This window comes from Alteromonas sp. ABV4_515 (genome assembly GCF_056160345.1).
In genome coordinates this window covers 1-21,820 of sequence record NZ_JBSWWZ010000009.1, presented here as the reverse complement: position 1 = coordinate 21,820, position 21,820 = coordinate 1, and the positions used below count along the sequence as shown (strand labels likewise).

General features: G+C 43.7%; 20 protein-coding genes. 9 read left to right on the top strand and 11 right to left on the bottom strand.

The window, feature by feature from the left end; translation table 11 throughout:
* Nucleotides 1-15 precede the first annotated feature (15 nt).
* The 3 genes from ACXAGX_RS18625 to ACXAGX_RS18615 all read right to left on the bottom strand — a co-directional run bounded on the left by ACXAGX_RS18625 (nt 16) and on the right by ACXAGX_RS18615 (nt 1,298).
* Nucleotides 16-624 carry an HAD-IB family phosphatase gene (locus ACXAGX_RS18625; protein ID WP_474824597.1) on the bottom strand — a complete coding sequence of 203 codons (609 nt, stop codon included), beginning with the start codon at nt 622-624 and terminating at the stop codon, nt 16-18.
* A 76-nt stretch (nt 625-700) separates the two neighbouring features.
* A complete protein-coding gene (locus tag ACXAGX_RS18620; protein WP_474840204.1) occupies nt 701-955 on the bottom strand; it encodes a PspC domain-containing protein in 255 nt (84 codons plus the stop codon).
* 109 nt (nt 956-1,064) lie between these two features.
* A complete protein-coding gene (locus tag ACXAGX_RS18615) occupies nt 1,065-1,298 on the bottom strand; it encodes a hypothetical protein (RefSeq protein WP_474840202.1) in 234 nt (77 codons plus the stop codon).
* A gap of 286 nt (nt 1,299-1,584) precedes the next feature.
* Here ACXAGX_RS18615 and ACXAGX_RS18610 point away from each other — a divergent pair, with 286 nt between their 5' ends.
* Nucleotides 1,585-1,926 carry a hypothetical protein gene (locus ACXAGX_RS18610; protein WP_474840200.1) on the top strand — a complete coding sequence of 114 codons (342 nt, stop codon included), beginning with the start codon at nt 1,585-1,587 and terminating at the stop codon, nt 1,924-1,926.
* Between the two features lie 842 nt (nt 1,927-2,768).
* Here ACXAGX_RS18610 and ACXAGX_RS18605 read toward each other — a convergent pair.
* Nucleotides 2,769-3,668, bottom strand: coding sequence for a LysR family transcriptional regulator (locus tag ACXAGX_RS18605; protein ID WP_474824590.1), 900 nt, complete (start codon nt 3,666-3,668; stop codon nt 2,769-2,771).
* 150 nt (nt 3,669-3,818) lie between these two features.
* Between ACXAGX_RS18605 and ACXAGX_RS18600 the strand changes: the two genes are divergently transcribed.
* Genes ACXAGX_RS18600 through ACXAGX_RS18575 form a run of 6 tightly spaced genes read left to right on the top strand, consistent with a single transcriptional unit; the run spans nt 3,819 to nt 9,238 of the window.
* Nucleotides 3,819-4,808 (top strand): fumarylacetoacetate hydrolase family protein, encoded by a 990-nt coding sequence (locus tag ACXAGX_RS18600; protein ID WP_474840198.1) that lies wholly within the window; start codon nt 3,819-3,821, stop codon nt 4,806-4,808.
* A complete protein-coding gene (locus tag ACXAGX_RS18595; protein ID WP_474803103.1) occupies nt 4,801-5,589 on the top strand; it encodes a cyclase family protein in 789 nt (262 codons plus the stop codon). Before ACXAGX_RS18600 ends, ACXAGX_RS18595 begins: the two co-directional genes overlap by 8 nt.
* Before the next feature lie 53 nt (nt 5,590-5,642).
* Nucleotides 5,643-6,800, top strand: coding sequence for an alpha/beta hydrolase family protein (locus ACXAGX_RS18590; protein ID WP_474824588.1), 1,158 nt, complete (start codon nt 5,643-5,645; stop codon nt 6,798-6,800).
* Between the two features lie 12 nt (nt 6,801-6,812).
* Nucleotides 6,813-7,736 (top strand): VOC family protein, encoded by a 924-nt coding sequence (locus tag ACXAGX_RS18585; protein ID WP_474824587.1) that lies wholly within the window; start codon nt 6,813-6,815, stop codon nt 7,734-7,736.
* Between the two features lie 9 nt (nt 7,737-7,745).
* Entirely contained in the window at nt 7,746-8,108 is a 363-nt protein-coding gene (locus ACXAGX_RS18580) for a Rieske (2Fe-2S) protein (RefSeq protein ID WP_474824586.1), read from the top strand.
* Entirely contained in the window at nt 8,105-9,238 is a 1,134-nt protein-coding gene (locus tag ACXAGX_RS18575; protein WP_474840196.1) for an FAD-dependent oxidoreductase, read from the top strand. Before ACXAGX_RS18580 ends, ACXAGX_RS18575 begins: the two co-directional genes overlap by 4 nt.
* Nucleotides 9,239-9,323: 85 nt before the next feature.
* On the opposite strand, the gene ACXAGX_RS18570 is transcribed toward ACXAGX_RS18575, so the two are convergent.
* Complete coding sequence (locus ACXAGX_RS18570; protein WP_474840194.1) at nt 9,324-10,277, bottom strand: PDR/VanB family oxidoreductase; 954 nt, start codon at nt 10,275-10,277, stop codon at nt 9,324-9,326.
* 19 nt (nt 10,278-10,296) lie between these two features.
* Nucleotides 10,297-11,340 (bottom strand): Rieske 2Fe-2S domain-containing protein, encoded by a 1,044-nt coding sequence (locus ACXAGX_RS18565; RefSeq protein WP_474840192.1) that lies wholly within the window; start codon nt 11,338-11,340, stop codon nt 10,297-10,299.
* A gap of 210 nt (nt 11,341-11,550) precedes the next feature.
* On the opposite strand from ACXAGX_RS18565, the gene ACXAGX_RS18560 reads away from it, so the two are divergent.
* Nucleotides 11,551-12,261, top strand: a complete 711-nt coding sequence (locus ACXAGX_RS18560) for a GntR family transcriptional regulator (protein WP_474824582.1) — start codon at nt 11,551-11,553, stop codon at nt 12,259-12,261.
* A gap of 243 nt (nt 12,262-12,504) precedes the next feature.
* Here ACXAGX_RS18560 and ACXAGX_RS18555 read toward each other — a convergent pair whose 3' ends face one another.
* From ACXAGX_RS18555 to ACXAGX_RS18545, 3 genes are all read right to left on the bottom strand, one after another.
* Nucleotides 12,505-14,211 carry a sulfatase family protein gene (locus tag ACXAGX_RS18555; protein WP_474840190.1) on the bottom strand — a complete coding sequence of 569 codons (1,707 nt, stop codon included), beginning with the start codon at nt 14,209-14,211 and terminating at the stop codon, nt 12,505-12,507.
* A gap of 11 nt (nt 14,212-14,222) precedes the next feature.
* The gene (locus ACXAGX_RS18550; protein WP_474824580.1) at nt 14,223-16,529 is read right to left on the bottom strand and encodes a beta-glucosidase; all 2,307 of its coding nucleotides are present in this window, start codon (nt 16,527-16,529) and stop codon (nt 14,223-14,225) included.
* Nucleotides 16,530-16,755: 226 nt separating this feature from the next.
* Entirely contained in the window at nt 16,756-19,095 is a 2,340-nt protein-coding gene (locus ACXAGX_RS18545; protein ID WP_474840188.1) for a TonB-dependent receptor, read from the bottom strand.
* A 592-nt stretch (nt 19,096-19,687) separates the two neighbouring features.
* Between ACXAGX_RS18545 and ACXAGX_RS18540 the strand changes: the two genes are divergently transcribed.
* On the top strand, nt 19,688-20,032 hold the full coding sequence (locus ACXAGX_RS18540; protein ID WP_474824578.1) for a sulfatase-like hydrolase/transferase: 345 nt from the start codon (nt 19,688-19,690) through the stop codon (nt 20,030-20,032).
* Here the strand turns inward: ACXAGX_RS18540 and ACXAGX_RS18535 are convergent.
* Together ACXAGX_RS18535 and ACXAGX_RS18530 are read right to left on the bottom strand one after the other, a co-directional pair.
* Nucleotides 19,958-20,335, bottom strand: a complete 378-nt coding sequence (locus ACXAGX_RS18535; protein WP_474824806.1) for a hypothetical protein — start codon at nt 20,333-20,335, stop codon at nt 19,958-19,960. The genes ACXAGX_RS18540 and ACXAGX_RS18535 overlap by 75 nt on opposite strands.
* A gap of 585 nt (nt 20,336-20,920) precedes the next feature.
* Nucleotides 20,921-21,544 carry a Type 1 glutamine amidotransferase-like domain-containing protein gene (locus tag ACXAGX_RS18530; RefSeq protein ID WP_474840186.1) on the bottom strand — a complete coding sequence of 208 codons (624 nt, stop codon included), beginning with the start codon at nt 21,542-21,544 and terminating at the stop codon, nt 20,921-20,923.
* Nucleotides 21,545-21,820: the final 276 nt, after the last annotated feature.

Here is a 21,820-nt window from a genome sequence, read left to right as displayed (position 1 = left end):
ATATTGAGACCTTGTTCATCCAACGGTAGTTTTCACATAGGCCTTTCCGCGATACACACCGGTGTTTGCCATATCAAGCATCGCAAAATCCTCATGGGTATCGCCGTAAGCGGTGATATGTGAGACATCATTAAGATTGATGAGACGCTTCACTGCTTCAACTTTGTTATACAAGCTGCAATCACCGTAACGATATCTTCCGGTAAAGCGCCCTCGTCGTACTACCAAATCACTGCACAAGACTTCTATGCCCATCTGACTACACCAAATATTCAAGTACGGCGATAGCGATGCGGAAACGACAACGACACGATCACCATTTTCTTGATGCCCACGAATAGTATCAAGCATGTCAGCTCGAAGCACCGTGGGCACATAATCTTCCACAAAACGCTCTGCTTTTTCGGTTAATGATTTTTCCGACACACCAAAAAACGCGGCCCTTGCTACCAGTGGACGCATTTTATTGGCCGGTAACAACCCTGATTTATACAAAACGATGGCAGGTGAAATAAGTAGCCCAGCCAAAACTAATCGTATTGGGTGTGTAGCCGTTAAAACAAATTTTGTATAAACCTCTTTGGTGGTGATAGTGCCATCAAAGTCGATTAAAACTAGTTTCATTTAAAGCACTGTTCTTTGTTTTGGGATCATGGCCTTGATGTGAAGCGCCGATAGCTCTTCTTCACCACGCTCTTTATCAATTGTCGAGACTCAGACGCCCCGCTTGTCTTCGTAATTGCCTGGCCATAGCCTGACTAGTTGGGTATTTCGGTAATATTAACCAGAACGTGAGATAAAACATTACCGGTAAAGCGAAGAAAAATGAAAAGACAACAAACGAAATTCTAAGGCCGTTCTTTCGAAACCCGAAGTATTCAGAGAGGCCTGAACACACGCCTGCGATAACGCCGCGCTCGCCTCGCGTGAGAACTGAAAATTTCCTTGTTTCCATAAAACATCCTTGGTTCTAATCATTTGAACTTGGTCTCTGTACTTTAGCCTAACTGTCAATCCCTATCAAACAGCGACAACCACCCACATAGCCTTCCTGACCTCGCCCTTCAATTTGGAGAAATAGGCGATGAACTTCCGTTGTTTTTAAAGACATCAATCAGAACTTTTCGGATGATATACATACAGGCCCCTACACTGGCACCAAAGATACCCACACTTATCGCTATAATTTCTGTGTCCTTACCGACGATAAACATTAAAATTGATAGCGTGAAAATTACCCCAAATAATGGCTTGACACTGTGCTTTCGCACTAGGTCGGTTATCTCTTTTTCAGTCATCGAAACTCCTTTTCTTTAAATAAACATAATATGATGTACTTTAGGCCAATTAATTTCTTTCCATCGAGTGCTGGAAACACTTCGTATTTTCTTGACGTTGATAAGATCTTACTGAAGTAAAAGTATTACAGCAATGTGAGAACGGGAAATTTTATACATCGTGGTGTACGAAATAATCTATTTTGCTCTACGTTGATAACTAAATTATGGTTAATTGTATTAATAGCCCTTTTCAAGACATCGATTTTGGATGTCTAAACAATGATTTTTAACTTGGAGACGAAGGATGTGGCAGAAAAGCAGTCAAGCTTATAGCACGTATATGCGCAGAATGCTCATTGTAGCTCGAATAAACGAGTTTTCTTTAATGGAAACACTGAATTTGCGTAAGCGTTTTGCTGAGGCCAAACGACAGAGTATTAAAAAACGGAAGTTTGGCGCGTATTTAGACTGGGAAAATGTTGAATATGAAGGCTTATATGTTGTTGTACCTAATCGTTCGAACAAAGATAATGAAATTTTGGAGTATCAAGTGATCGATTCTGTTAATGAAGCACCTGATGCACACCAACGACACATTGAATCACTGTTATCAAAAAGAGAAAGTGACTTTCGGGATCTTGAATAAAAAATTATCGCAGTATCCGATTAGTAGCTTTTGTATATCAGCGTACTGGCCGTTCCAGTTCAGCGCGCGTTTCATTGCGACCGGTCACTATTTCTACCACGATACCGCCCGTAAAGGCTTCACTGGCGTGACATTCAACCCCGTTGATATAACAAGTGTTTGAATTTCGCCGCTCATTGGTGTCGGTGTAAACAGCAACAAAGCCACCACACATGTCCTGATTATAAAATTTTAAAGGACGAGCATTTGCGTCTATTGCTTTTTCAACACATCGTGAACAGACATAGTTTGGATAACGCGAATAGAAATCTAAATTGGGTTTTACATATTGGGCAAAAATATTTATTTTCGCGCATTCAAAAGTTTCCTGTGTAAAGTTCCCAGCTCAGGGCCTGGAATAAATGGTTAAAATCCTAGTGAAGATATGCGGCTTTTGTGTTTGCATATCAGGTATACGACCGGTTGAATTTTCTATTATATTCTCGTATTAGGATTACAGTGCTGATGAAACTTAGCCTCTGCATGAGCACCTTAGTTCTCCATTAATTGTTTGCTCTGTGTAGTTTGAGGCAGAGCACTGCATCTTAATTTGATTGCATTGAGAGCGGTTGCCATCGAACACATAGGTACCAGGGATGTCCTAGTAATCTTTTTTCTGCCAAGTCATTAGACGTATTCCAAATTAAAACGTACCTTTATTATATGAATGCGCCCTGCTTTTATAATGGCGAAAGCGCATCAATATTTGTTCATTTCATAGATTTTTGTCGAAGGTGAGTAAACGCATGGTTTTGGTACAAATACAGCACTACTAGGCCGTAGAGGCCTTTTTTATAACCTTTTTAGGGCCTATGTTTAAGAATTTGTTCTCGCAGCCACTTGTGTAGTGGGTCGTTATTTAAACTTGGGTGCCACATCATAGACTCATTCAACTGTGGCGTTTTAAACGGAATATCATAAATCTTTATAGGGAGATGTTTTGCGTTAATTTCAGCAAGACGCTTTGGTGCTAGGGCCACCCTTTCGGTATTTATCACTGTAAAAAACATACTAGAGAAATCGTTGACGATGACTTCTACGCGGCGGTTAACTTCATCTGAGTCTACCATCCATTTCTCTATGCTCAATTGACTCGCTTTTTCATAGCCAATGGTTACATGACCAATGTCTGAGAATTGTTCTAGGGTAATTTGGCCATTTAGCTTGCTGTTGTTTTCATCCGCTATACAAACGAACTCATCATCTAAAACTTCTTGGGATGAATAGCCATCGAGCATGAAAGCAGAAGGGGCAATAATAAGGTCAGCGCCTTGTTTTGCGAGGTTGTCTAAATCACCAGCAAAAGTAGACATAAATTCAAATGTTATGTTCGGCGCTATTTTCGTGACGTAGGCCAATAAATCAGCCAGCACCACCTGCATTACATAGTCTGACGCAATAATTTTGAAATTGCGATTTGATAATTCTGGTGTGTTTATTTTCTTATCTATAATGCGGTTTCTAATAGTGCTTAGCACTTCGCTGACTGGCTGCTGCATTTCAGCGGCAAGTGGCGTGATGTGCATTTGCTTACCCATTTGTACAAGCAAATCATCATCAAAATAGTCCCTCAAACGAGATAAAATACCACTTGTTGCCGACTGCGAAAGGTGCAGTCGATAAGCGCTTTTCGTAATGTTTTTTTCTTCTAGCAAAATTTCTAACGCCACCAGCAGGTTTAAGTCTAGTTTTTCGTACCGCATTTCTACCCCGAGAACTTATCTACCTATTTTGTACCAACGGTTTTTGAGATATCACGTATCGGCACAAACGATTTTTGCTTAGTAACTTTGAATACTAACATCTTCTGTTAACAATAATTAAAACTTTTAATTACGAAGAGACTTTATTCAATGAAGTTAGCGTCACTCAAAGGCAATGGGCCTGATGGCAAGCTAGTACTTGTTGCTAAGGACCATAGTTTGTGTACAGAGGTTAGTGATATTGCCCCTACTATGCAGTTTGCACTGGATAATTGGGATGCGTGTTATGACAAGCTTAACAAGCGATATCAGTTACTTAATAATGGGAACGCGAATAATGCGTCTCACTTTAAGCCCGAGCAATGTTTAGCGCCCCTACCCCGTGCTTGGAGCTGGCTTGACGGCTCTTGCTACTTAAATCACGGACACTTAATGCAAAGAGCCTTCAACTTAGATCCTATTGAAGGCGCCGATAAATACCCTTTGGTTTACCAAGGCTCTGGCATTTCGTTTAGGGGGCCACGCGAACCGCTTTTTGCCGCAAAAGAAGAACACGGTATCGATTTTGAAGGTGAGTTCGGCGTCATAACCGGCCATGTTCCTATAGGCGCTTCACAAGAAGAGGCCAAGCAGAGCATTCGCTTGGTCGTCATGTTAAATGACGTCAGTTTCCGTGCCCTAGCCCCCCGCGAAATGAAAACGGGATTTGGCTTTTTACAAGCAAAAGGCGACACAGCCTTCGCACCTATTGCCGTTACGCCAGATGAACTTGGTGTGCATTGGCAAGATTCAAAAGTCTGTGCACCTTTAGAAATCCATCGAAACAACGAGTGGTTTGGTGCACCTGATGGCGCAAAAATGTTCTTTGGGTTTGACCAACTGATTGCGCATATAACTGTAGCACGAAGCCTTCCACCTGGCTCAGTCATTGGTTCGGGCACGGTATCTGATAACACACCTAACAAAGGCCAAGCCTGCCTTTCAGAACTCCGCGCGAAAGAGCTTGTTCAATTTGGCGAGCCCAAGACGCCTTTCTTAAAAGTGGGCGAAACAATAACGATGCGAGCGCCAGATAAAAATGGCTTCAGCTTGTTTGGCGACATTATCCAAAACGTAGAGTTGGAGACTTCGAATGTTTAACCCAAGAGAGTACGAAATTATCGACTTGTCGGTGACCTTAGATAATAACCCACACACCGACCCACCGCCTTTATTGCCCAAAATCGATTACATGGACCACCAGGAAGGCTGGCCCGAAATGGCGTCAATGTTTCCGGGGCTGACCCTCGATCAGTTACCTGGCAACGAATCATGGGCGGCAGAAAGACTTGCAATAACCACCCATAGCGGCACCCATATGGATGCACCCTGGCACTATGCCTCAACTACTGATGGCGGTAAGCCGGCATTCGGTATTGATGAATTGCCTCTAGAGTGGTGTTTTCAACCGGGTGTGAAATTAGATTTTCGCGACTTTGAAGACGGTTACGTTATTACGGCCAGCGATGTTGAAAAAGAACTGCAACGCATTAATCACGATTTACAGCCGCTGGACATTGTTGTGGTTAACACCCGTGCAGGCAAGATATTTGGTGAACCAGGTTACTTAGACGCAGGGGTCGGCATGGGCCGCGAAGCCACAATGTATTTGCTTGAAAGAGGCGTAAAAGTGGTGGGCACTGACGCCTGGAGTTGGGACGCTCCCTTCAAATACACACGTGAACGCTTTGCCGAGACCGGCGATGCATCCTTAATTTGGGAAGGCCATAAAGCAGGTCGGGATATTGGTTACGGTCAAATGGAAAAATTGAGCAACTTAGAAGCGTTGCCCGCAACTGGATTTTTGATCTCTTGTTTTCCTTACAAAATTAAACACGCCTCTGCAGGCTTTGTTCGCGCAGTTGCATTTATAAAAAAATAAATTATCAGAGCTAACTTGGCGCATTTGCGCCGCAGAAAAATCAGGAAACTACAATGTTTAAATATTTCCCGACAAACTATGTTTGGAACCTGTCAGTCGACCTGGCCATAGAAATGGGTGCACGTATTGGCGAAATTGAAGAAATGTGTGCGCCATTAAAAGAAGCGGCAAAACAACCCGACAAAGAAGGTGTGCAGGCATTTCGTGATACCTGGGCAAAAATGGCAAATAAACTCGTCGAGCTTGCCGAAGAAGATGAAAGCCAAGGCCGATTGTTTTCAGCGGCTGAAAAATACAACCGTGCTTCCTCGTACTTAATTACGTGCGAACGCCTACAAGCCCACAAAGCGCCAGGACGCCTAGAGTTGTATAAGCATCAGCTCGAGCTTTTTCAAAAATCTATTACCTTGGGCAAAGAAAACTGTGAGCGTGTGGAAATTCCTTATGAAGGCAAACACATATCAGCACTGTATGTCAGAGCTGAAAATGTAGAAGGCCCCGCCCCCGTGTTAATCCAGGTTAACGGCTTAGACTCAACCAAAGAAATGAAATATCGCGTTGGCTTACCGGGTTGGCTTGCCAAGCGTGGGGTTTCTTCGTTGATTTTAGATCAGCCTGGAACAGGTGAAGCGTTAAGACTACAGGGCCTTAATGCCCGTTACGACAGCGAGCACTGGACGTCTCCAGCTGTTGATTGGCTAGAGCAGCGCGAAGAGATAGACAGCAGCCGCATTGGGATGGAAGGCGTATCGCTTGGCGGTTATTTCTGCCCTCGCGCCGTCGCTAACGAGCCACGTTTAGCCTTGGGTGTTTGCTGGGGTGCAAACCATGATTGGCGAGATGTTCAGAAGCGTCGCTTAGAAAAGGAAGGTGATTTTCCAGTGCCGCATTACTGGGCGCACGTGAAATGGGTATGGGGTGCAGAAACCATGGAAGAATTCATGGAAATCGCCGAGAACGTTCACTTAGACGGGCAAGTTGAAAAGATCAAAGTGCCATTTTTGGTCACCCATGGTTCGAAGGACTCACAAATCCCTCTTAAATGGGCAGAAAGAACCTATGAGCAGCTTGTAAACAGCCCGAAACGAGAACTTAAGATTTTTACCGAGCGAGAAGGTGGTGTTCAACACTCGAGTTTCGATAACAGTGCTAACGCGGGTCAATACATCGCGGACTGGGTTGCTGAAACCTTTAACGCGCGTACTGCCTAGAAGGAAAAAACGATGAATATTATTGGCTTAGACAAGCTAGTCTTTGGTGTAGATGACACAAACGCAACAACACAATTCGTTTTGGATTATGGGCTTAAACAAGTAGATGAGCACAATTTTGTTGCTCAAGACGGTACCGGCCTAGAAATTTGGTTGAAAGACGACCCCTCATTACCTGCACCGTTAGAAACCGGCGCTAGCATTAGAAAAACGGTTTACGGTGTTCCGGATCAAGCGAGTTTAGATGCCATTAACGCTGAATTGTCTAAAGACAGAGAAGTAAAAGTACTTTCTGACGGAAGTATTGAAGCTGTCGACGATTTAGGCTTTGTATTAGGTTTTCAAATTACCCTTCGCAACACAACAGACTTACAGTCAGAAAAAATAAATGCGCCGGGCGATATTAACCGTGGCGTGAATGTGAACGGAGTAGACGAATCAACGCCACCGAAGATCCACTCATTATCTCACGTTGTATATTTTGTGCCTGACTCAGCCGCTATGGAACAGTTTTACGAGCAGCGCCTGGGCTTTAAAACCACTGACAGGTTTAACGGTGTTGGGGCGTTTATGCGCCCAGCAGGTACAACGGACCATCACACGTTGTTCTTTATAAAGACCCCACCTCACATGAAGGGTATTGAGCACTTTACGTTCCACCTTGGCGGCCCGACAGATGTTGTCAGGGCGGGCACGAACATGGTGAACAAAGGTTATCAGAGCTTTTGGGGGCCCGGTCGCCACATTTATGGGTCGAATTGGTTTTGGTATTTCAAAAGTCCGTTTGGTTGCAATATGGAATTTGATGCCGATATGGATCAGCATGACGACACGTGGCAGGAGCGCGCAGCGAACATGGGGCCAGACTACTCTCAAATCTTTTTGTTAGAACATAGAGAGAAGTGGGCACCTTCAGGTGGACCGCCTGCTAAATAGACTGCCGTTATGGACGAACACTTAGTGTGCAGTACCCAAGAGATCCCGGAGGGGAAGGCAAAAGGGTTCAAGATAGGCGAAAATGGTAAAGATACGTTCTTCGTTACTCGAAAAAACAACCAGTTTTTCGCTTATTTAGATGTTTGCCCTCACTACAACAATACTACACTTCCATGGAAGCGACATGAGTACACTGATGTAAAAGGCGAGCATATTGTTTGTGCTGCACATGGCGCGCTATTCGACATAGCGACGGGTGTTTGTATTCAAGGACCTTGTAAACATCAGCGAATTCAAAAAATACCAATACGAATTGAATCGAACCAACAAATTTGGATTTCAAAAAAAACAATAAAGGCCTTTAAATTATGAAATCAAGTGTGAGCAATGTTTTAATAATTGGGGGCGGTTTTTCAGGTATGACCGCCGCTATCGAATTGAGAAAGCGTAATATAGAAACAGACTTAGTGGAGATAGATGAAAACTGGCGTACAGACGGCGCGGGTATCAGCATTGGCGGTGCAACTTTACGAGCATTCAAAACGATTGGGATATTGGATGAGTTTTTAGAGCAAGGCCATGCACACGACGGATTAGATTTATTTGCGCCGCACGGCTTGCATTTAGCGCATGTTCCTACGCCCTCTGTTGCCAACGCTGACGGTATACCAGGCGCAGGCGCAATTATGCGACCTACCCTTGCAAAGATCCTTGCCGAAAAAACCCTGGCGTCTGGTGCGAATGTGCGCTTAGGCTGTACCTATAAAGAAATGGTTAATACCGACGAGGGAGTAGAAGTCAGTTTTACCGACGGTACGACCAAAACCTACGACCTAGTTATCGGTGCAGACGGCGTGCACTCGCAAGTACGTAAAGATGTATTTCCTGAAGTTGAAGCACCAAAATATATCGGCCAAGGTGTGTGGCGCGCTGTGCTGCCAAAACTTCCTGAAGTAAAAAATACGATGATATGGGTAGGTCCGCACTTGAAAGTTGGTGTTAACCCTATGTCTAAAGATGAAATGTACCTGTTTTTGACAGAAGACAAAAAGGAAAGACCTAAATACGACCCCGCCACTTACGTTGAAAAACTGAAAGAATTAATGGGTACCTTCCCTGCCCCCATGGTTAATCAGTTTAAAGATATGCTGAATGAAAATTCACTTATCGATTTTCGAGCTCTGGGAAATCTTTTAGTACCTGCCCCCTGGCATAGAAAAAGAGTGGTGCTGATTGGAGATACTGTGGCCGCAACCACTCCGCATTTAGCTTCAGGGGCGTGCATAGGCATTGAAAGTGCCATCGTTTTAGCTGAAGAGTTAGCAAAGGATGTTACAGTTGAACAGGCACTCAATTCGTTCTTAGAAAGACGCTGGGAGCGCTGTAGAATGGTTGTCGAAAATTCTGCTCGCTTATGTCATATAGAAATAGAAGGTGGCGATAAAGAAGAGCACACACAAATTATGCGCGAATCTATTATTGCTTTAGCACAGCCTATCTAAACTTTTAAAGTGCTTATAAAATAAAAGCTAGCAGTTTACTGCTAGCTTTTTTGCTTTAAATATAAAAAACTAAAACCTGTTAAAGTTAAAGATCCAAAACCAGCTTTGTGCCTTTTGCTCGAGAACAACACGGTGTCATCAAGGCGCCATCCGCTCTTTCTTCTTCGTTTAAAAACACATCACGATGCTCGACGTCACCTTCCAGAACTTTAGTTACGCAGGTTCCGCAGACCCCTTCTTCACACGCAACAGGAAGAAAAATGCCGCTGTCTTCTAATGTGGTAAGAATGGTTTCATCTGCTGGAACGTGAATTATTTGACCGGTACTTTTTATCTCTACATCAAAAGCTTTATCTTCGTCACTTTCAAGACTGCTTTTATCGATTGAAAAGTACTCTCGGTTTATTAGCGTGTCATTCCAACCAAGCGCAAGTGCACTTTCTATAACATCATCAATAAATCGCTGAGGGCCGCACACATAAATAGGCATATGGGTAGATTTACTTTTCAAATAGTCCTTTACGCTAAGTCGAGACGACTGAGTATCGTTAGAAAAGTAGAACTTCGTATTTGGCAACTGCCTTATTCTGTCGCCGTAGGGCATTGCAGAGGAATTAGTTGCACACACACTAAATTCAAAGGGCAGTCCTTTTTCCTCGCATAAATCTGCCATAGGCAAAATGGGGGTTATGCCAATTCCTGCGGCAAGAAATAGTACTGTAGTATCCTTAGCGGGCAGGGTAAACGGGAAGTGATTTTTGGGTTCACTAATTTGTAGCTCATGACCAGCTTCCAACTCATCGTGAATAAACGATGAGCCGCCACGGCTATTGCTTTCACGCAGAATTGCAATTTCATAGTCGCTATTGTAAGAAGCGCCACACAAGGAGTATTGTCTGAGTAACCCATTAGCTAAATGCAGTTCTATGTGTGCACCGGGTTCCCATGGCGCCAGACTTGTACCATCAACGGCACTTAGTTTAAGCCTTGTAATGTTATCGGTAAGCTTTTCTTTAAGTGTTATCTTAACGTTTTGCATAAACTTTATCTCCCTTAACTTAACGGCTTTCAGCTTTGATAGCGCGGGTTATCATTCTTCTGGCCATAACACCGCCAGAATCGATATCCAGCATGAGAAGCTGCCTATCGGGATATAAGTTTAAGTTCTTCTGTTGCTCTTCTAAGATTTCTTGATCTTCAGCAAATACCGCTCCCTGCTGCTGCTTAATTTGCTCAGTTAGTGTTGTATCGTCAACTTTGAAATCTCGCGCCATTCCCCAAAAATAATGTATGGATTGGTCAGATTCTGGCGTTATAAAGTCGACAACGATACTGCCAGCCCTTTTATCTGGTGCTGCATTGATACCGCCTTCTCCCGCCACTGCCACACCCACTTCAATCATAATGTGGCTGGGTAAGTCGAAGCGACAAACTTGCCATCGGTCTACGCTTCCTTCTTTAGGTAAATCATTGGCTTCCAAAGCCGCTTGCCAAAATGGAGGGGCTACAATATTTTCCATAAAGCGTGAGGTCACAACCTGTGCACCCTCAACTTTTGTATTTACTGGTGCTTCTTCTATTTCTGATTGCCCGATACTTGTTGAGTGCACGTAGGTTTCGTGGGTGAGATCCATCAGGTTATCTACCATTAACCGATAATCGCAATTAATGTGATACAGCCCACCACCATAAGCCCAATCAGGGCTATCAGCCCAAAATAGATTAGGTAACGCATTTTCATCTGCAAGGTCTTGTTCGCCCGGCCACAGCCAGATAAAGCCGTACTTTTCGACGACTTTGAACGCTTTGATGCATGGAAATTTGTCTACCCGCTGCTTGGGCATAGCGTCGGTTTTACCTTCTCTCCCCATCACGAGGCCATGATAGCCACACACCAGCTTTCCATTTTCAACATAGCCTAGCGAAAGAGGTGCGCCGCGATGGGGACAAAAATCTTCAACCGCAGCAACGGTTTTATTGCTATCGCGGAAAAAAACCAGTGGCACATCGCAAATTGTACGTGCTAATGGTTTGTCAGAATTTACTTCATGTGAATAACACGCTACATACCAGGTATTTAGCGGATAAATTTTTTCTTTCATATTGTTGTCCCCATCCAAAATTGGATCCAATATATGCCATAATACGTTAAAATCAAGTTATTTAAACGTAAATTGGATCCAATAATTAAATAACGTGTCCTTTAAGGTCCTAAGCACCCTTGATAATCGCCAACTAGCAGGAAACAGGGCTTGAGTTGCACTGATTAAAAACGGTAAATTGGATCCAATTTCGATGTATGTAAGTGAATTATGAGCGAGACAAAAACGAACCCAGCCGTAGTCAGTATTCTTCGAGAGAAAATATTGATGGGTGAATTCCCTGCTGGGAAGCGTCTGGCAGAAACGCAAGCTGCAGAAGCCTTAGGAGTATCAAGAACCCCGGTTCGTATTGCGCTGCGCTCTTTAGCGCAGGAAGGACTTCTTGAAAAGCTTCCTGCTAGAGGCTATCGAGTAAAAGAAGTCACCGTCACAGAAATTACGAATTCGGTAGAAGTGCGCGGTGTACTTGAAGGGCTAGCAGCCAGACAAGCGGTTGAGATAGGATGCAGCGAGCACACAATTGAACAGCTAAAAACGTGCTTGGCACAGGGAGATGCACTATTTGTTGATGGCAGCATTGACGAGGCTGGCATAGAAGCATATCAACAGATGAACGAAACGTTTCACGATATTATTATCAACGCAAGCGGAAACACGTCGATTAAAAGTGCGTTGCAGCTAAATGAACATTTTCCTTTCGCCTCGGTAAGTGCCATTGCATACGACCCGAACCAATTAAACAGAGAGTTTCATCGCCTCAAATACGCTCATACTCAGCATCATGCTATTGCAGATGCCATGATCAAAGGCCAAGGTGCGCGTGTGGAGGCTTTATTAAAAGAGCACTCTCTTGCCACTATCAATCATATCGACTTATTTAATTCCAATACGTATAAGCTATACAAGCCTAGAAAAATGTAGGCCCTAGGTGCATGAGGGCTCGCTGAGAATCTTAATTATCGGCTATTTTGCAACAAGCGGCTGCGCATGCTTTGTTTTTACAAGCGCTAGTAGCGCGGCCAAAAACGCTAACGCCGCAAATAGTTAGGTATTGAAAGACTACAAAAATAGCTACAGCTGGACTAGAAGGCTGTAGCAGATTTTTTTAAAGAGAGATCCCTTTGAAGGCGCTGGCGCTGCCTTGCAGAGCCAGCTTAGTGGTTGCTAGTACATTAATGTGATAACTTCACTTTCTGCCCAGCCATAGCGTACCGCTTTGATGAAAAGCTTATTGTGCGCACTATCTGGTACAAAGCTTTTATCATAAACTTGCCATACTTTGTTGTCATAGCTATAGCCTATGGATGCACCTTCTGTTCTAGGGGCTATGAAAACTTTACCTGTGATCTCATCAATCTCGGCAACGGCAGGAAGGGTTGTTTGCTGCGCGTCATGACGATTTCCGCTATCTTGAATTAATACGTTCTCTTCAATTAAGTTGTAGTCACTACCAAGATTACGCCAGTTATCCAATTGCTCTCTGAAACGCGACAGAACATGCGCGTAATCAGGATTGCTCGCTAAGTTAACAAGCTGCTCAGCATCTTTTGATAAGTCATAAAGCTCCTCTGCCACCTTGCTGTCGAACCATTTTTTCTGCTGAGCTGTAAGCGTGTTGCTCGCTTTAGCATTGTTCAACGCTTTAACTGATGAGAGTACGTTTCTGAATTTAATTTCAGAGCCATTTGGTTGGGTAGCGTAGTTGCGTACGTACTGATATTTTTCGTCTAACACGTAGTAAGAGCGAAGATCGACAGCGTCCATTCTGGCACGATCAGCAAAAATATAGTGCCGTTTGACCGGTGCGTCATCAGACAAATCAACCCCCTGCATATAGGGTAACCTTTCGATGCCTGCAAAACCCAACAGGGTTGGCGCTATGTCTTCAAAAGACACTAACCTGTCTATCGTTTGACCACTTCCTGGCATCCAATCAGGTTTATATTTTTCAGGAATGTGCATAATCATTGGCACTTTGATACCTGAAACTAACCCTTCGCGCTTACTGCGAGGGAACGCATCACCATGGTCGGTGGTAAAAATAAAGATGGTGTTGTCCCACAGTTTATCTTTCTTCAAATTCTCGATGACAGCCCCAACTTGTTGGTCCATCACCTCGATATTCTCATAAAACCTCGCGATTTCCTGCCGCGTTTCTTTTGTATCGACTAAATAAGGAGGCACCGTAATTTTATCTAAGTCGGGTGTACTGAATTGGTAGTTTGCGCGGATCCCTTCACTGATTTGGTTCATTTGCTCTAAATGAGGTGGCGTATTTTCTGGTATAAACAGCGCTGACTCGTGTGTAATAAAAGGGTTTAAGTTTAGGAAAAACGGTTTACCCTGCAGGTCATTTGTTCTCCATGCCGAAGGCACTAGAGAGTCTTCAGGGTTGCGAACATTTCCGTTAGCACTCCAAATAGTAAAAGGCCCCACGCCAACGGCACCTTTGGCAAATTGGTAGTCGGTCTTGATATCGTTGTAAGTAAAGTACCCATTTTTACGAAGAATTTCAGGATAGGCTTTGACCTGTGCAGGCGGAACACCAAAATACTCTCTGTCTGCAGTACGCATATGCTGAAGACCTACTCTGTGTGGCGGAGCACCAGTGATAAGCCCCGCTCTAGATGGTGCGCAAACACCAGCCATGGTATACACATTGTTGAACATTACGCCTTCGTTAGCCAAGCTGTCTAAGTTTGGCGTACGCGCAACGTCGTCACCATAGGCACCAATACGCGCGCTTAAATCTTCTGCCACAACAAGAACGATATTCGGCTTTTCGCTGTCTCGTTGCTCATCAAATTCAGCGCTCATTACCTGTGACGTATTCGCCGCTAATAATGCTATCGCTATAATTTTTCTTAACATCGCAATCTCCTTTAAAGCGGCTGGTAAATGGAGCTTTTCAACTCAAGGGGCTGGGTTGAAAAAATGTTTTTAGATGAAGAAGCAAGATGCACGTCATACAACCCGGCCTCGGCGTACCAAGCGTTTTTTTCTGTATTGAACGACATGAGATCTTCTGCGGTTAAGGTAAACACTACATCTTCTGACGCCTTGGGCGCTAACAGCGTTGTTTTAGCGAAATGCTTCAACTGCTTTTTAATTAAGGATTGTGGGCCTTGTGGTGCACCAATATAAAGCTGAACGACGTCTTTGGCTGGCACCTCCCCGGTATTAGTAACCGTTACCTTAACTTTCACCTCATCTGAAAAAGACGTACTGCTTAAAGACACGTTTTGATAGCTAAAGTTAGCGTATGACAGGCCAAAGCCAAAAGGAAAAGCTACCGCTTCGTTCGCCGCATCAAAGTACCTGTAGCCTACTCGTGTCCCCTCTTGATAAACAACTTTAGAAGGTTGAGAGCCGGTTATGCCATTTGGTTCTGCTTCTTTATCGGTGATAAAACCAGGAAAGCCTTTATCTGATGGATAATCTTCAAGCTTAAGTGGCCATGTTGATGCAAGCTTGCCTGACGGGCTTACTTCACCAGTAAGTATATCAGCCACTGCATTACCCGCTTCTTGTCCAGGTAGATGAGTAAGCAATATGGCGTCAGCTTTTTCTTTCCAGCTCTGCGTCTCGATTACACCGCCAACATTTAAAAGAACGATAAAAGGTTTGTTTTTGGTCGAGAAAGCGCGTGATAGCTCAGTCAGAAGAGCCTGTTCATGTTCTGTAAGATAAAAGTCTTCACGCTCTCTATCTACGAACTCTCCTGAATTGCGACCTAAAGTAAAGATGGCAACATCGTGGGTTTGTGCAAGCGCTTCAGCCAGTGTTGTTGATATGTCTAATTCACCTAATGCAGGGCTTGGCATCATGTCCGCTAAAGGGTGGTGGGATACAGGCAAATTGGCAGTTTCACTTGCGATGTGTTTATCGTAACGTAATGATAATTCCTCGCTCAAACGTATTCCTGCGTTCTTAAGCCCTTGCGCTATTGAAATACTGTAAGCTTCGTGAACATCGCCACTGCCAGTGCCGCCAATCGCTGTTTGATACGAACTATTACCAAGCAACGCAACTGAAGCACCAGCCTGTAAAGGTAGTGTCTGGTGTTCATTTTTAAGCAGTACCATCCCATCTGTAGCGATTTCGCGAGCGAGTTTGGCATGTTCTTGAAGGGGTGGTTTGTTGGTGACCGTGCTTTTCTTAAACGAGTGGGTTTTGACAATTAGATTCAAAATATTGATAACGTTACGATCTAAAACAGACTCTTCTAGTGCACCGTTCTCAACGGCACCTTTGATGATAGCATTTTGATGATCCATACCAGGCATCAGTAAATCGTTGCCCGCCGACATTTGCTTTACGGGATTATCGCCACCAAACCAATCCGTCATCACAACGCCGTCGAACCCCCACTGGTGACGAAGGGTGTCCGTTAAAATAGCACTGCTTTCGGATGTATATTCGCCATTAACTTTATTGTACGAAGACATTAACGCCCATGGTGCGCTCTCTTTTATGGCAATTTCAAACCCTTTTAAATAGATTTCCCTAAACGTTTTTTCATCTACTTCTACATCAATTTGATCACGATTCCATTCGTGGTTGTTAGCAACAAAGTGCTTTAGCGTTGCACCTACCCCCTGGTATTGCAGGCCTTGAACATACGCAGCAGACATCATTCCACTTACAACGGGATCTTCAGAAAAATACTCAAAGTTCCGCCCTCCCATTGCATGCCGATGTATATTCAATGCAGGCGCTAGCATCACATCAATGCCGTACGCTTTGGCCTCATTACCTACCGCTTGCCCAAATTTTTGAACAAGAGAAAGGTTCCAGCTTGAACCGATTAAGGTGGCGATAGGAAAAGCAGTGGCGTTAAAGGTTGCTTCATGGTCATCTCTAGTGGGCGAAATACGCACACCTGCAGGGCCGTCAGCAAAAACGATGGAAGGAATACCTAGTCGCTCTATCGCATAAGTTGTTCCTGCGGCCCCAGGCACTTTATCTTTAGTTACACCGACTTGCGGGCCACCTGTTTCCATGGCCATACCCGTTCCTCGAACAAGCATTACTTTTTCATCTAGTGTCATTGCTCTAACAATGTCTTCAACTGGCGCGTGGCCAAGTTTAAGCTCGTCTGACGTATTAGCTGAAGAAAAAGTGGGTACGGAAAGAAAAACCATCAAAACAGAGCATCTTTTTATAAACTTCATATGAATTTTTTCCATGCAGTATGCGCGCTTTTGCCCTGTTTGCCAGGCCATGTAAATCGCAACATCGTCGAAAAATTTTAAAACAAAATTAACAAATTATGTTAAATGAATCACAAAGTGAGAAATAGTTGATAATTTGGATATGTAACTATCGTTAAAAACGATAGTTACAGGATATCGAATTTTTTGGGTCTTTAATGAGTGAAAAGTGCGCTAGGCGCAGGCCTAGCGCTTTAGTTGATTAGAAATCTTGAGATACTCTTACACCAATGGTACGCATTGAGTTAAGTCCCCATGTCTGTACAGTTGAGGCTAACCCTTCATTGTTTTCACCTGCATCAAAACCGATAGAAACAGGATACTTTTCATCAGTACAGTTGTTGCAGAAAACAGAGACGTTTAAGCCATCGTAGGTAGAGATACCGGCACTCAAATTTAAGGTTGTTATTGCATCAAGTTCTCTCTGAGGCGAACCAATTCCATAAGACGTTTCCGAGCGATAGTATACGTTTGCATTCACAAAACCGTACATGTTTTCGGTCAACTCTTGTTCATAGTTTGCTTGCAGCGTTGAAGTAATATCAGGTGCCATTGGAAGCGTGTAACCCGAGGCATCAAAGAACGCATCGTCAGGACCACAAACTTCAGAATCCGGCGTACACGATGCACCTTCAAAGTTATCAAACGTTGCGTCTAGTAATGACGTGTCCCATTGGAGCGTGAGGTTTTCAGTTGCCATGGCCTTTAATGAAATCTCAGCACCTCGGGACGTTACGCTTGCCGCATTTTGAATAATGAACGCTTGAGCGTCTAGATTAAACGACTGCGCTTGGTAGTTATCAAAATCAGTGTTAAACACAGACACGTTCAAGATAACCTTGTTATCTAGCAGTCTGCTCTTTACACCGGCCTCGAACGTGGTCGATATTTCATCTTCAACTGCAAATGGAATATCAGGGTTACCTTGGTTATCTGTATTAAATCCAGGTGCTTTATAGCCTTGCCCAATCGATGCGTACAGCATGACCTTATTGGTGTACTCATAGTTAGCGCCCAGCTTCCAACTGACGTTGGTATTATCGACTGATTCTTGGAATCGACCACGCGGGCCACCTATCCCTACAAAGTAATTACGCTGCATTTGTAAAACGTCTGTTGAAATGTCGTCTTGCGTAACGCGAGCACCTGCGACAGCCGTTAATTTATCGGTCAAGTAAAAGTCGAACTGACCAAAAACAGCATAGCTTTCCTGTTTTAGCTCAGTATCGCTGTCGTTCCCTAAGAAAACGTCATTGCTATACGCACATTCTGGCGGCGGTCCAGAAATCTCTGCGCCAACGCAAAATGGGAACTCAACTGCAACAAATGGAGGAGGGCCTTCAACGTCTAAGCTGTTGGTCATATCAGAGGTAGAATTAAAGTAGAAAAGTCCGACCTGCCCTGAATAATCGTCATTTTTTGGGAATACGAGTCGCACTTCGTTTGAATATTGCTCGTAGTCGTTGGTATTTGGGTTATCAACAATGTCTCTTCTAGATGCAAAGTCATTGTGCAAATTAGTATCGCTTTCGAAGTAACGCCACGCAGCAATATTAATGAGCTCTATACCGCTATCAAACTCATACGCCAACTCAACTTGTGCTCCACCTGTCTCTACGTCGTTAAACATTGCACCATCTGAATTGTTGGTCATATTTTCAGGGCCTGGAACAATATTGTCTGGCTCAAAAAAGTCCAATAACTCACTGTTTGGATCTACGGTTCGATAGGTTCGGCTGTAGCGCTCAGCCGTGCCTTCGTTTTCGTTGTAATCGGCAATCGCGTATAAAGAAAAGGGGCCATCTTCATAAAGGTACTTAACTTTAATCCCCGATTTATCCTGACCTAAGTCTGTTCTTACATCGTCATTAGGAAACACGTTTTCGATAAGTGGATCTTGAGACGATTTGAGCAGATTTACACGAAGCGCTGAATTATCTGAAACAGGAACATTTACCGTCCCTCTGATAATGTGCCCTTTGGCATCTGTGGGCGTGGTATCTCTGTAGTTATATTCTAATGAGACATTACCTGAGAATTCATCAAACTCAGGCCTTCTTGTTGTAATGTTTACCAAACCTGCTGATGCGTTTTTACCAAATAACAAGCCTTGAGGACCGTTAAGTACTTCGACGGAGGCAATGTCATTGAATGGTTGGCCAGCAAGCGCATTTCGCCCTAAGCTTACGCCGTCAATTGCCAACGCCACACTCGGGTCAATGGTTTCTGCAAACACTTGAGTGCCAATACCGCGAATGGCAAAGGTGTTGTCTTGCCCTAGTTGTAATGTAGGCGCCAGCGTTGAAAGTTGAGTGATTTCATTGATGCTTTGTTTTTGTAAATCGTCAGAAGATAATGTTTGTACACTTACCGGTACTTTCTGAATATCTTGCGAAGTACGCTGTGCTTTAACCATAATAACTTCAAAACCTTCAGAGTCTTTGGCTTCGGTTTCAGCGTTCTGCGCAACGGCTGATTGAGCAAAAACAGCTGCTATAAGGGTTACCAGCGCTGACTGTTTAAATTTTGATGTGCTTTTCATGTGTCCCTCTTCTCAGTAGTCATTCGAGAGTGTTATTTGTGCCGCGTTATTAAAGTGCGACATGTGCTAGCTAGTTTCACAAAGCGGTCTTTGAATCTAGCTACTCAACGGTTTACAAGAATTTAACCAAATAGAAACGTTTGAACACTCCGATTTCGTGATACCCACCTATCGCAAACTATGATACATAGCAAAACGTTTAACACCTGAGCTCTAAACGCAGCTAAAACCGTGGACTTCGTTCCTCTATTGAGCCGAGTAAACATCGAAAAAAATAACGGCAACAACGTCTATCGAGTATGGAGATATTTAGTATCTGTAATTTCGATTTTTAACTGACCGCGGCTTTTTCTAGGATCGGTGGTTACTGAAATGTTAAAAGTAATTTGTTTCATGACCAGCGACGAAATACACGCCGTAGGTTACATTCACTGCAGGTAGCTCAGCGCTTGATTGGGGCACGCATTACTTTTCCATATTCTACTTCACCTCGACATGATCACATTACATCTCGCTTGAACCATCAGACGACTGAGAAGTTTCGCAATAGTGTGAGTCGCTAGGGCAGCGCACTTTTTTTGGAGAGCATAAATTGAAGCGCACATTAAAGGTTTTAATCACGGTTTGCAGTGTATTTACTCTTTTTGTCCAGGCCTCGGCAACTGAAAGCGAGCATGGCCAGAAGGGAAACATTGTATTTGTATTAGTTGATGATCTTCGATATGACGGAATGGGCTTCATTCAGCCTACGCACCAAACCCCCAATATTGATGAATTGGCTTCAACCGGCGTGCACTTCACAAATGCATTGGTGACTTCGTCTTTGTGTCCCAGCGAGCCTGCGAGCGACTACAGCAGTTTGTTAGGCATTTTTACCACTGTTCCATTTTTTAAAGTACAGATACCCAATCAACATTTCTGTAAGTACAGCAATTAGTATTCCGATGCCTGCAAAGCCCCGAAAGTACTCGAAAAGGCCGAGGAAAGCCATTGCAAACATGGATATAAATATACTTAGGCATATTGCTTGTCGCGCTTCAGAATACTTGGCATTTCGACTAAACCAAGTTAATACGGAAATGCCGAGAAACAAAACAGATAGCCGTTTCCCAATGAAATATGCACTACCGGATCCATCAACGCCAAAAATGTAAAATAACAAGTCAGGGGCGACTAGAAAGTTGGCAAACAATATGAGAGCGATAACTGATGTGATGGAATTAAGTGTTTTAAAGCTCATTGTGCTCAATCTCAAATGCCTAACACCCTGCTTAGGGGCACAAATACGGCGGCTATAATCGGAACGAAGTGACACAGCCGCCGTGTTTGTGTCCCAGCGAGCCTGCGAGCGACTACATCAGATTGTTAGATACCGCAGAGACTAACGTTCGCAGCTTTGCTGCCACCACTGGTATAAAAATGCTGATAACTCGAAGCAATAAACTGACTTTAAAACAACCTGATACGAAAAGCCAGATGTGAAAAAGTTGCCTGAGAGGAGGCGGTGCTGATACACCTGAAAACCGATGGCTGTTACTTCTTCAACTGCTGTCTAACAGTGCAACGCTTCTAAAGCCTGATACCAAAAGAGCGCTGATGTTCGTGCCGATACAACATGGCTATGCTGAGAAACGCAAAATGCCTGGGTGCTGGCTTTGCGATTTTGGAAACACCCTTCATTGACTTGTCGGTTGCACAACCACCCTCGCCTGTCACTGAATTAGCCCCAGAAGAAACAACCTTGCGCGGCTAGGCACTCAGAAAACGCCTTACTCACCGGAAAATGACGAGCGCCAGCGAGTTATTTTTCCGGTGCAGTAATTTGTTAAGTTTCGATGCCCCAGATCTCAAATTTATTCCCATTTACGATAATTGCTTGTGTGTTGCTAATTGGGCAAAGATCCATCTTCCCTTCATAACTAGAAATGATGCTCTCTACTGACTCTTTGAATGGAAAGTTTGTATGATGAGGAACCGGATAAATATCAATCATACCTAATGATGAAAACGTACCTATGTTCGGCGCGGCAGTGAAATCATCCATGTCTTTTACATACTCAATATTGCATGAAAGCACAATGGAGCCGGCAGACTCTCCAATATACATTTTTCCTGAATTTATGTGTTCTGATATTAATTTGTCCGCACTTGTTCTTTTCAGCTCTTGAAGTAAAAAGAAAGTGTTGCCGCCAGTAATATAGATGTAATCATTTTTTTGAATCGTGCATTCTATTTTTTCTTTTGTTGCCGTTGAAATTTCAAGCTCATCAACAATTAGCCCACATTTTTCAAGGGCCTCTTTTCCAGCGTCTACATAAAATTTCACTTCTTCGACAAGGCTCGCGGTAGGTATAAATGTAACTGTTTTGCCTGCACATTTTTCCTCGGTGAATTTCACGAATAAATCGGTCACATCCACGAAAGATGAAGCTAAAAACATCTTTTTCATTAAACCTCCTTCCTGCCCACGTACTTCTCTAGAAACTTAACACCCACATAAGGGGCAGTAACACGTGGGCTAAAATCCGAGCGAAGCGACAGAGACCACAGTGTTACTGTCCCAGCGTGCCTGCGAGCGACTTAATGTAATTGTTAGTTGCCGTAAACTCAAATTCCGTGCTAACGTTTGTGTGTACACCTAGACGGAGTTGAAAATGGATACCCGCATACAATTCAGAGTAGACGAAGAAACGAAACGCCTTGCTCAATTAATGGCTGAAAGCCA

Excerpts from the sequence above, each read along its gene's own strand:
- ACXAGX_RS18535 (WP_474824806.1), bottom strand. The coding sequence starts at position 20,335 with ATGAGCTTTAAAACACTTAATTCCATCACATCAGTTATCGCTCTCATA.
- ACXAGX_RS18600 (WP_474840198.1), top strand. The coding sequence starts at position 3,819 with ATGAAGTTAGCGTCACTCAAAGGCAATGGGCCTGATGGCAAGCTAGTA.
- ACXAGX_RS18530 (WP_474840186.1), bottom strand. The coding sequence starts at position 21,544 with ATGAAAAAGATGTTTTTAGCTTCATCTTTCGTGGATGTGACCGATTTA.
- ACXAGX_RS18580 (WP_474824586.1), top strand. The coding sequence starts at position 7,746 with ATGGACGAACACTTAGTGTGCAGTACCCAAGAGATCCCGGAGGGGAAG.
- ACXAGX_RS18570 (WP_474840194.1), bottom strand. The coding sequence starts at position 10,277 with ATGCAAAACGTTAAGATAACACTTAAAGAAAAGCTTACCGATAACATT.
- ACXAGX_RS18610 (WP_474840200.1), top strand. The coding sequence starts at position 1,585 with ATGTGGCAGAAAAGCAGTCAAGCTTATAGCACGTATATGCGCAGAATG.
- ACXAGX_RS18575 (WP_474840196.1), top strand. The coding sequence starts at position 8,105 with ATGAAATCAAGTGTGAGCAATGTTTTAATAATTGGGGGCGGTTTTTCA.
- ACXAGX_RS18620 (WP_474840204.1), bottom strand. The coding sequence starts at position 955 with ATGGAAACAAGGAAATTTTCAGTTCTCACGCGAGGCGAGCGCGGCGTT.
- ACXAGX_RS18550 (WP_474824580.1), bottom strand. The coding sequence starts at position 16,529 with ATGGAAAAAATTCATATGAAGTTTATAAAAAGATGCTCTGTTTTGATG.
- ACXAGX_RS18585 (WP_474824587.1), top strand. The coding sequence starts at position 6,813 with ATGAATATTATTGGCTTAGACAAGCTAGTCTTTGGTGTAGATGACACA.
- ACXAGX_RS18625 (WP_474824597.1), bottom strand. The coding sequence starts at position 624 with ATGAAACTAGTTTTAATCGACTTTGATGGCACTATCACCACCAAAGAG.
- ACXAGX_RS18560 (WP_474824582.1), top strand. The coding sequence starts at position 11,551 with ATGAGCGAGACAAAAACGAACCCAGCCGTAGTCAGTATTCTTCGAGAG.
- ACXAGX_RS18555 (WP_474840190.1), bottom strand. The coding sequence starts at position 14,211 with ATGTTAAGAAAAATTATAGCGATAGCATTATTAGCGGCGAATACGTCA.
- ACXAGX_RS18590 (WP_474824588.1), top strand. The coding sequence starts at position 5,643 with ATGTTTAAATATTTCCCGACAAACTATGTTTGGAACCTGTCAGTCGAC.
- ACXAGX_RS18565 (WP_474840192.1), bottom strand. The coding sequence starts at position 11,340 with ATGAAAGAAAAAATTTATCCGCTAAATACCTGGTATGTAGCGTGTTAT.
- ACXAGX_RS18615 (WP_474840202.1), bottom strand. The coding sequence starts at position 1,298 with ATGACTGAAAAAGAGATAACCGACCTAGTGCGAAAGCACAGTGTCAAG.
- ACXAGX_RS18595 (WP_474803103.1), top strand. The coding sequence starts at position 4,801 with ATGTTTAACCCAAGAGAGTACGAAATTATCGACTTGTCGGTGACCTTA.
- ACXAGX_RS18545 (WP_474840188.1), bottom strand. The coding sequence starts at position 19,095 with ATGAAAAGCACATCAAAATTTAAACAGTCAGCGCTGGTAACCCTTATA.
- ACXAGX_RS18605 (WP_474824590.1), bottom strand. The coding sequence starts at position 3,668 with ATGCGGTACGAAAAACTAGACTTAAACCTGCTGGTGGCGTTAGAAATT.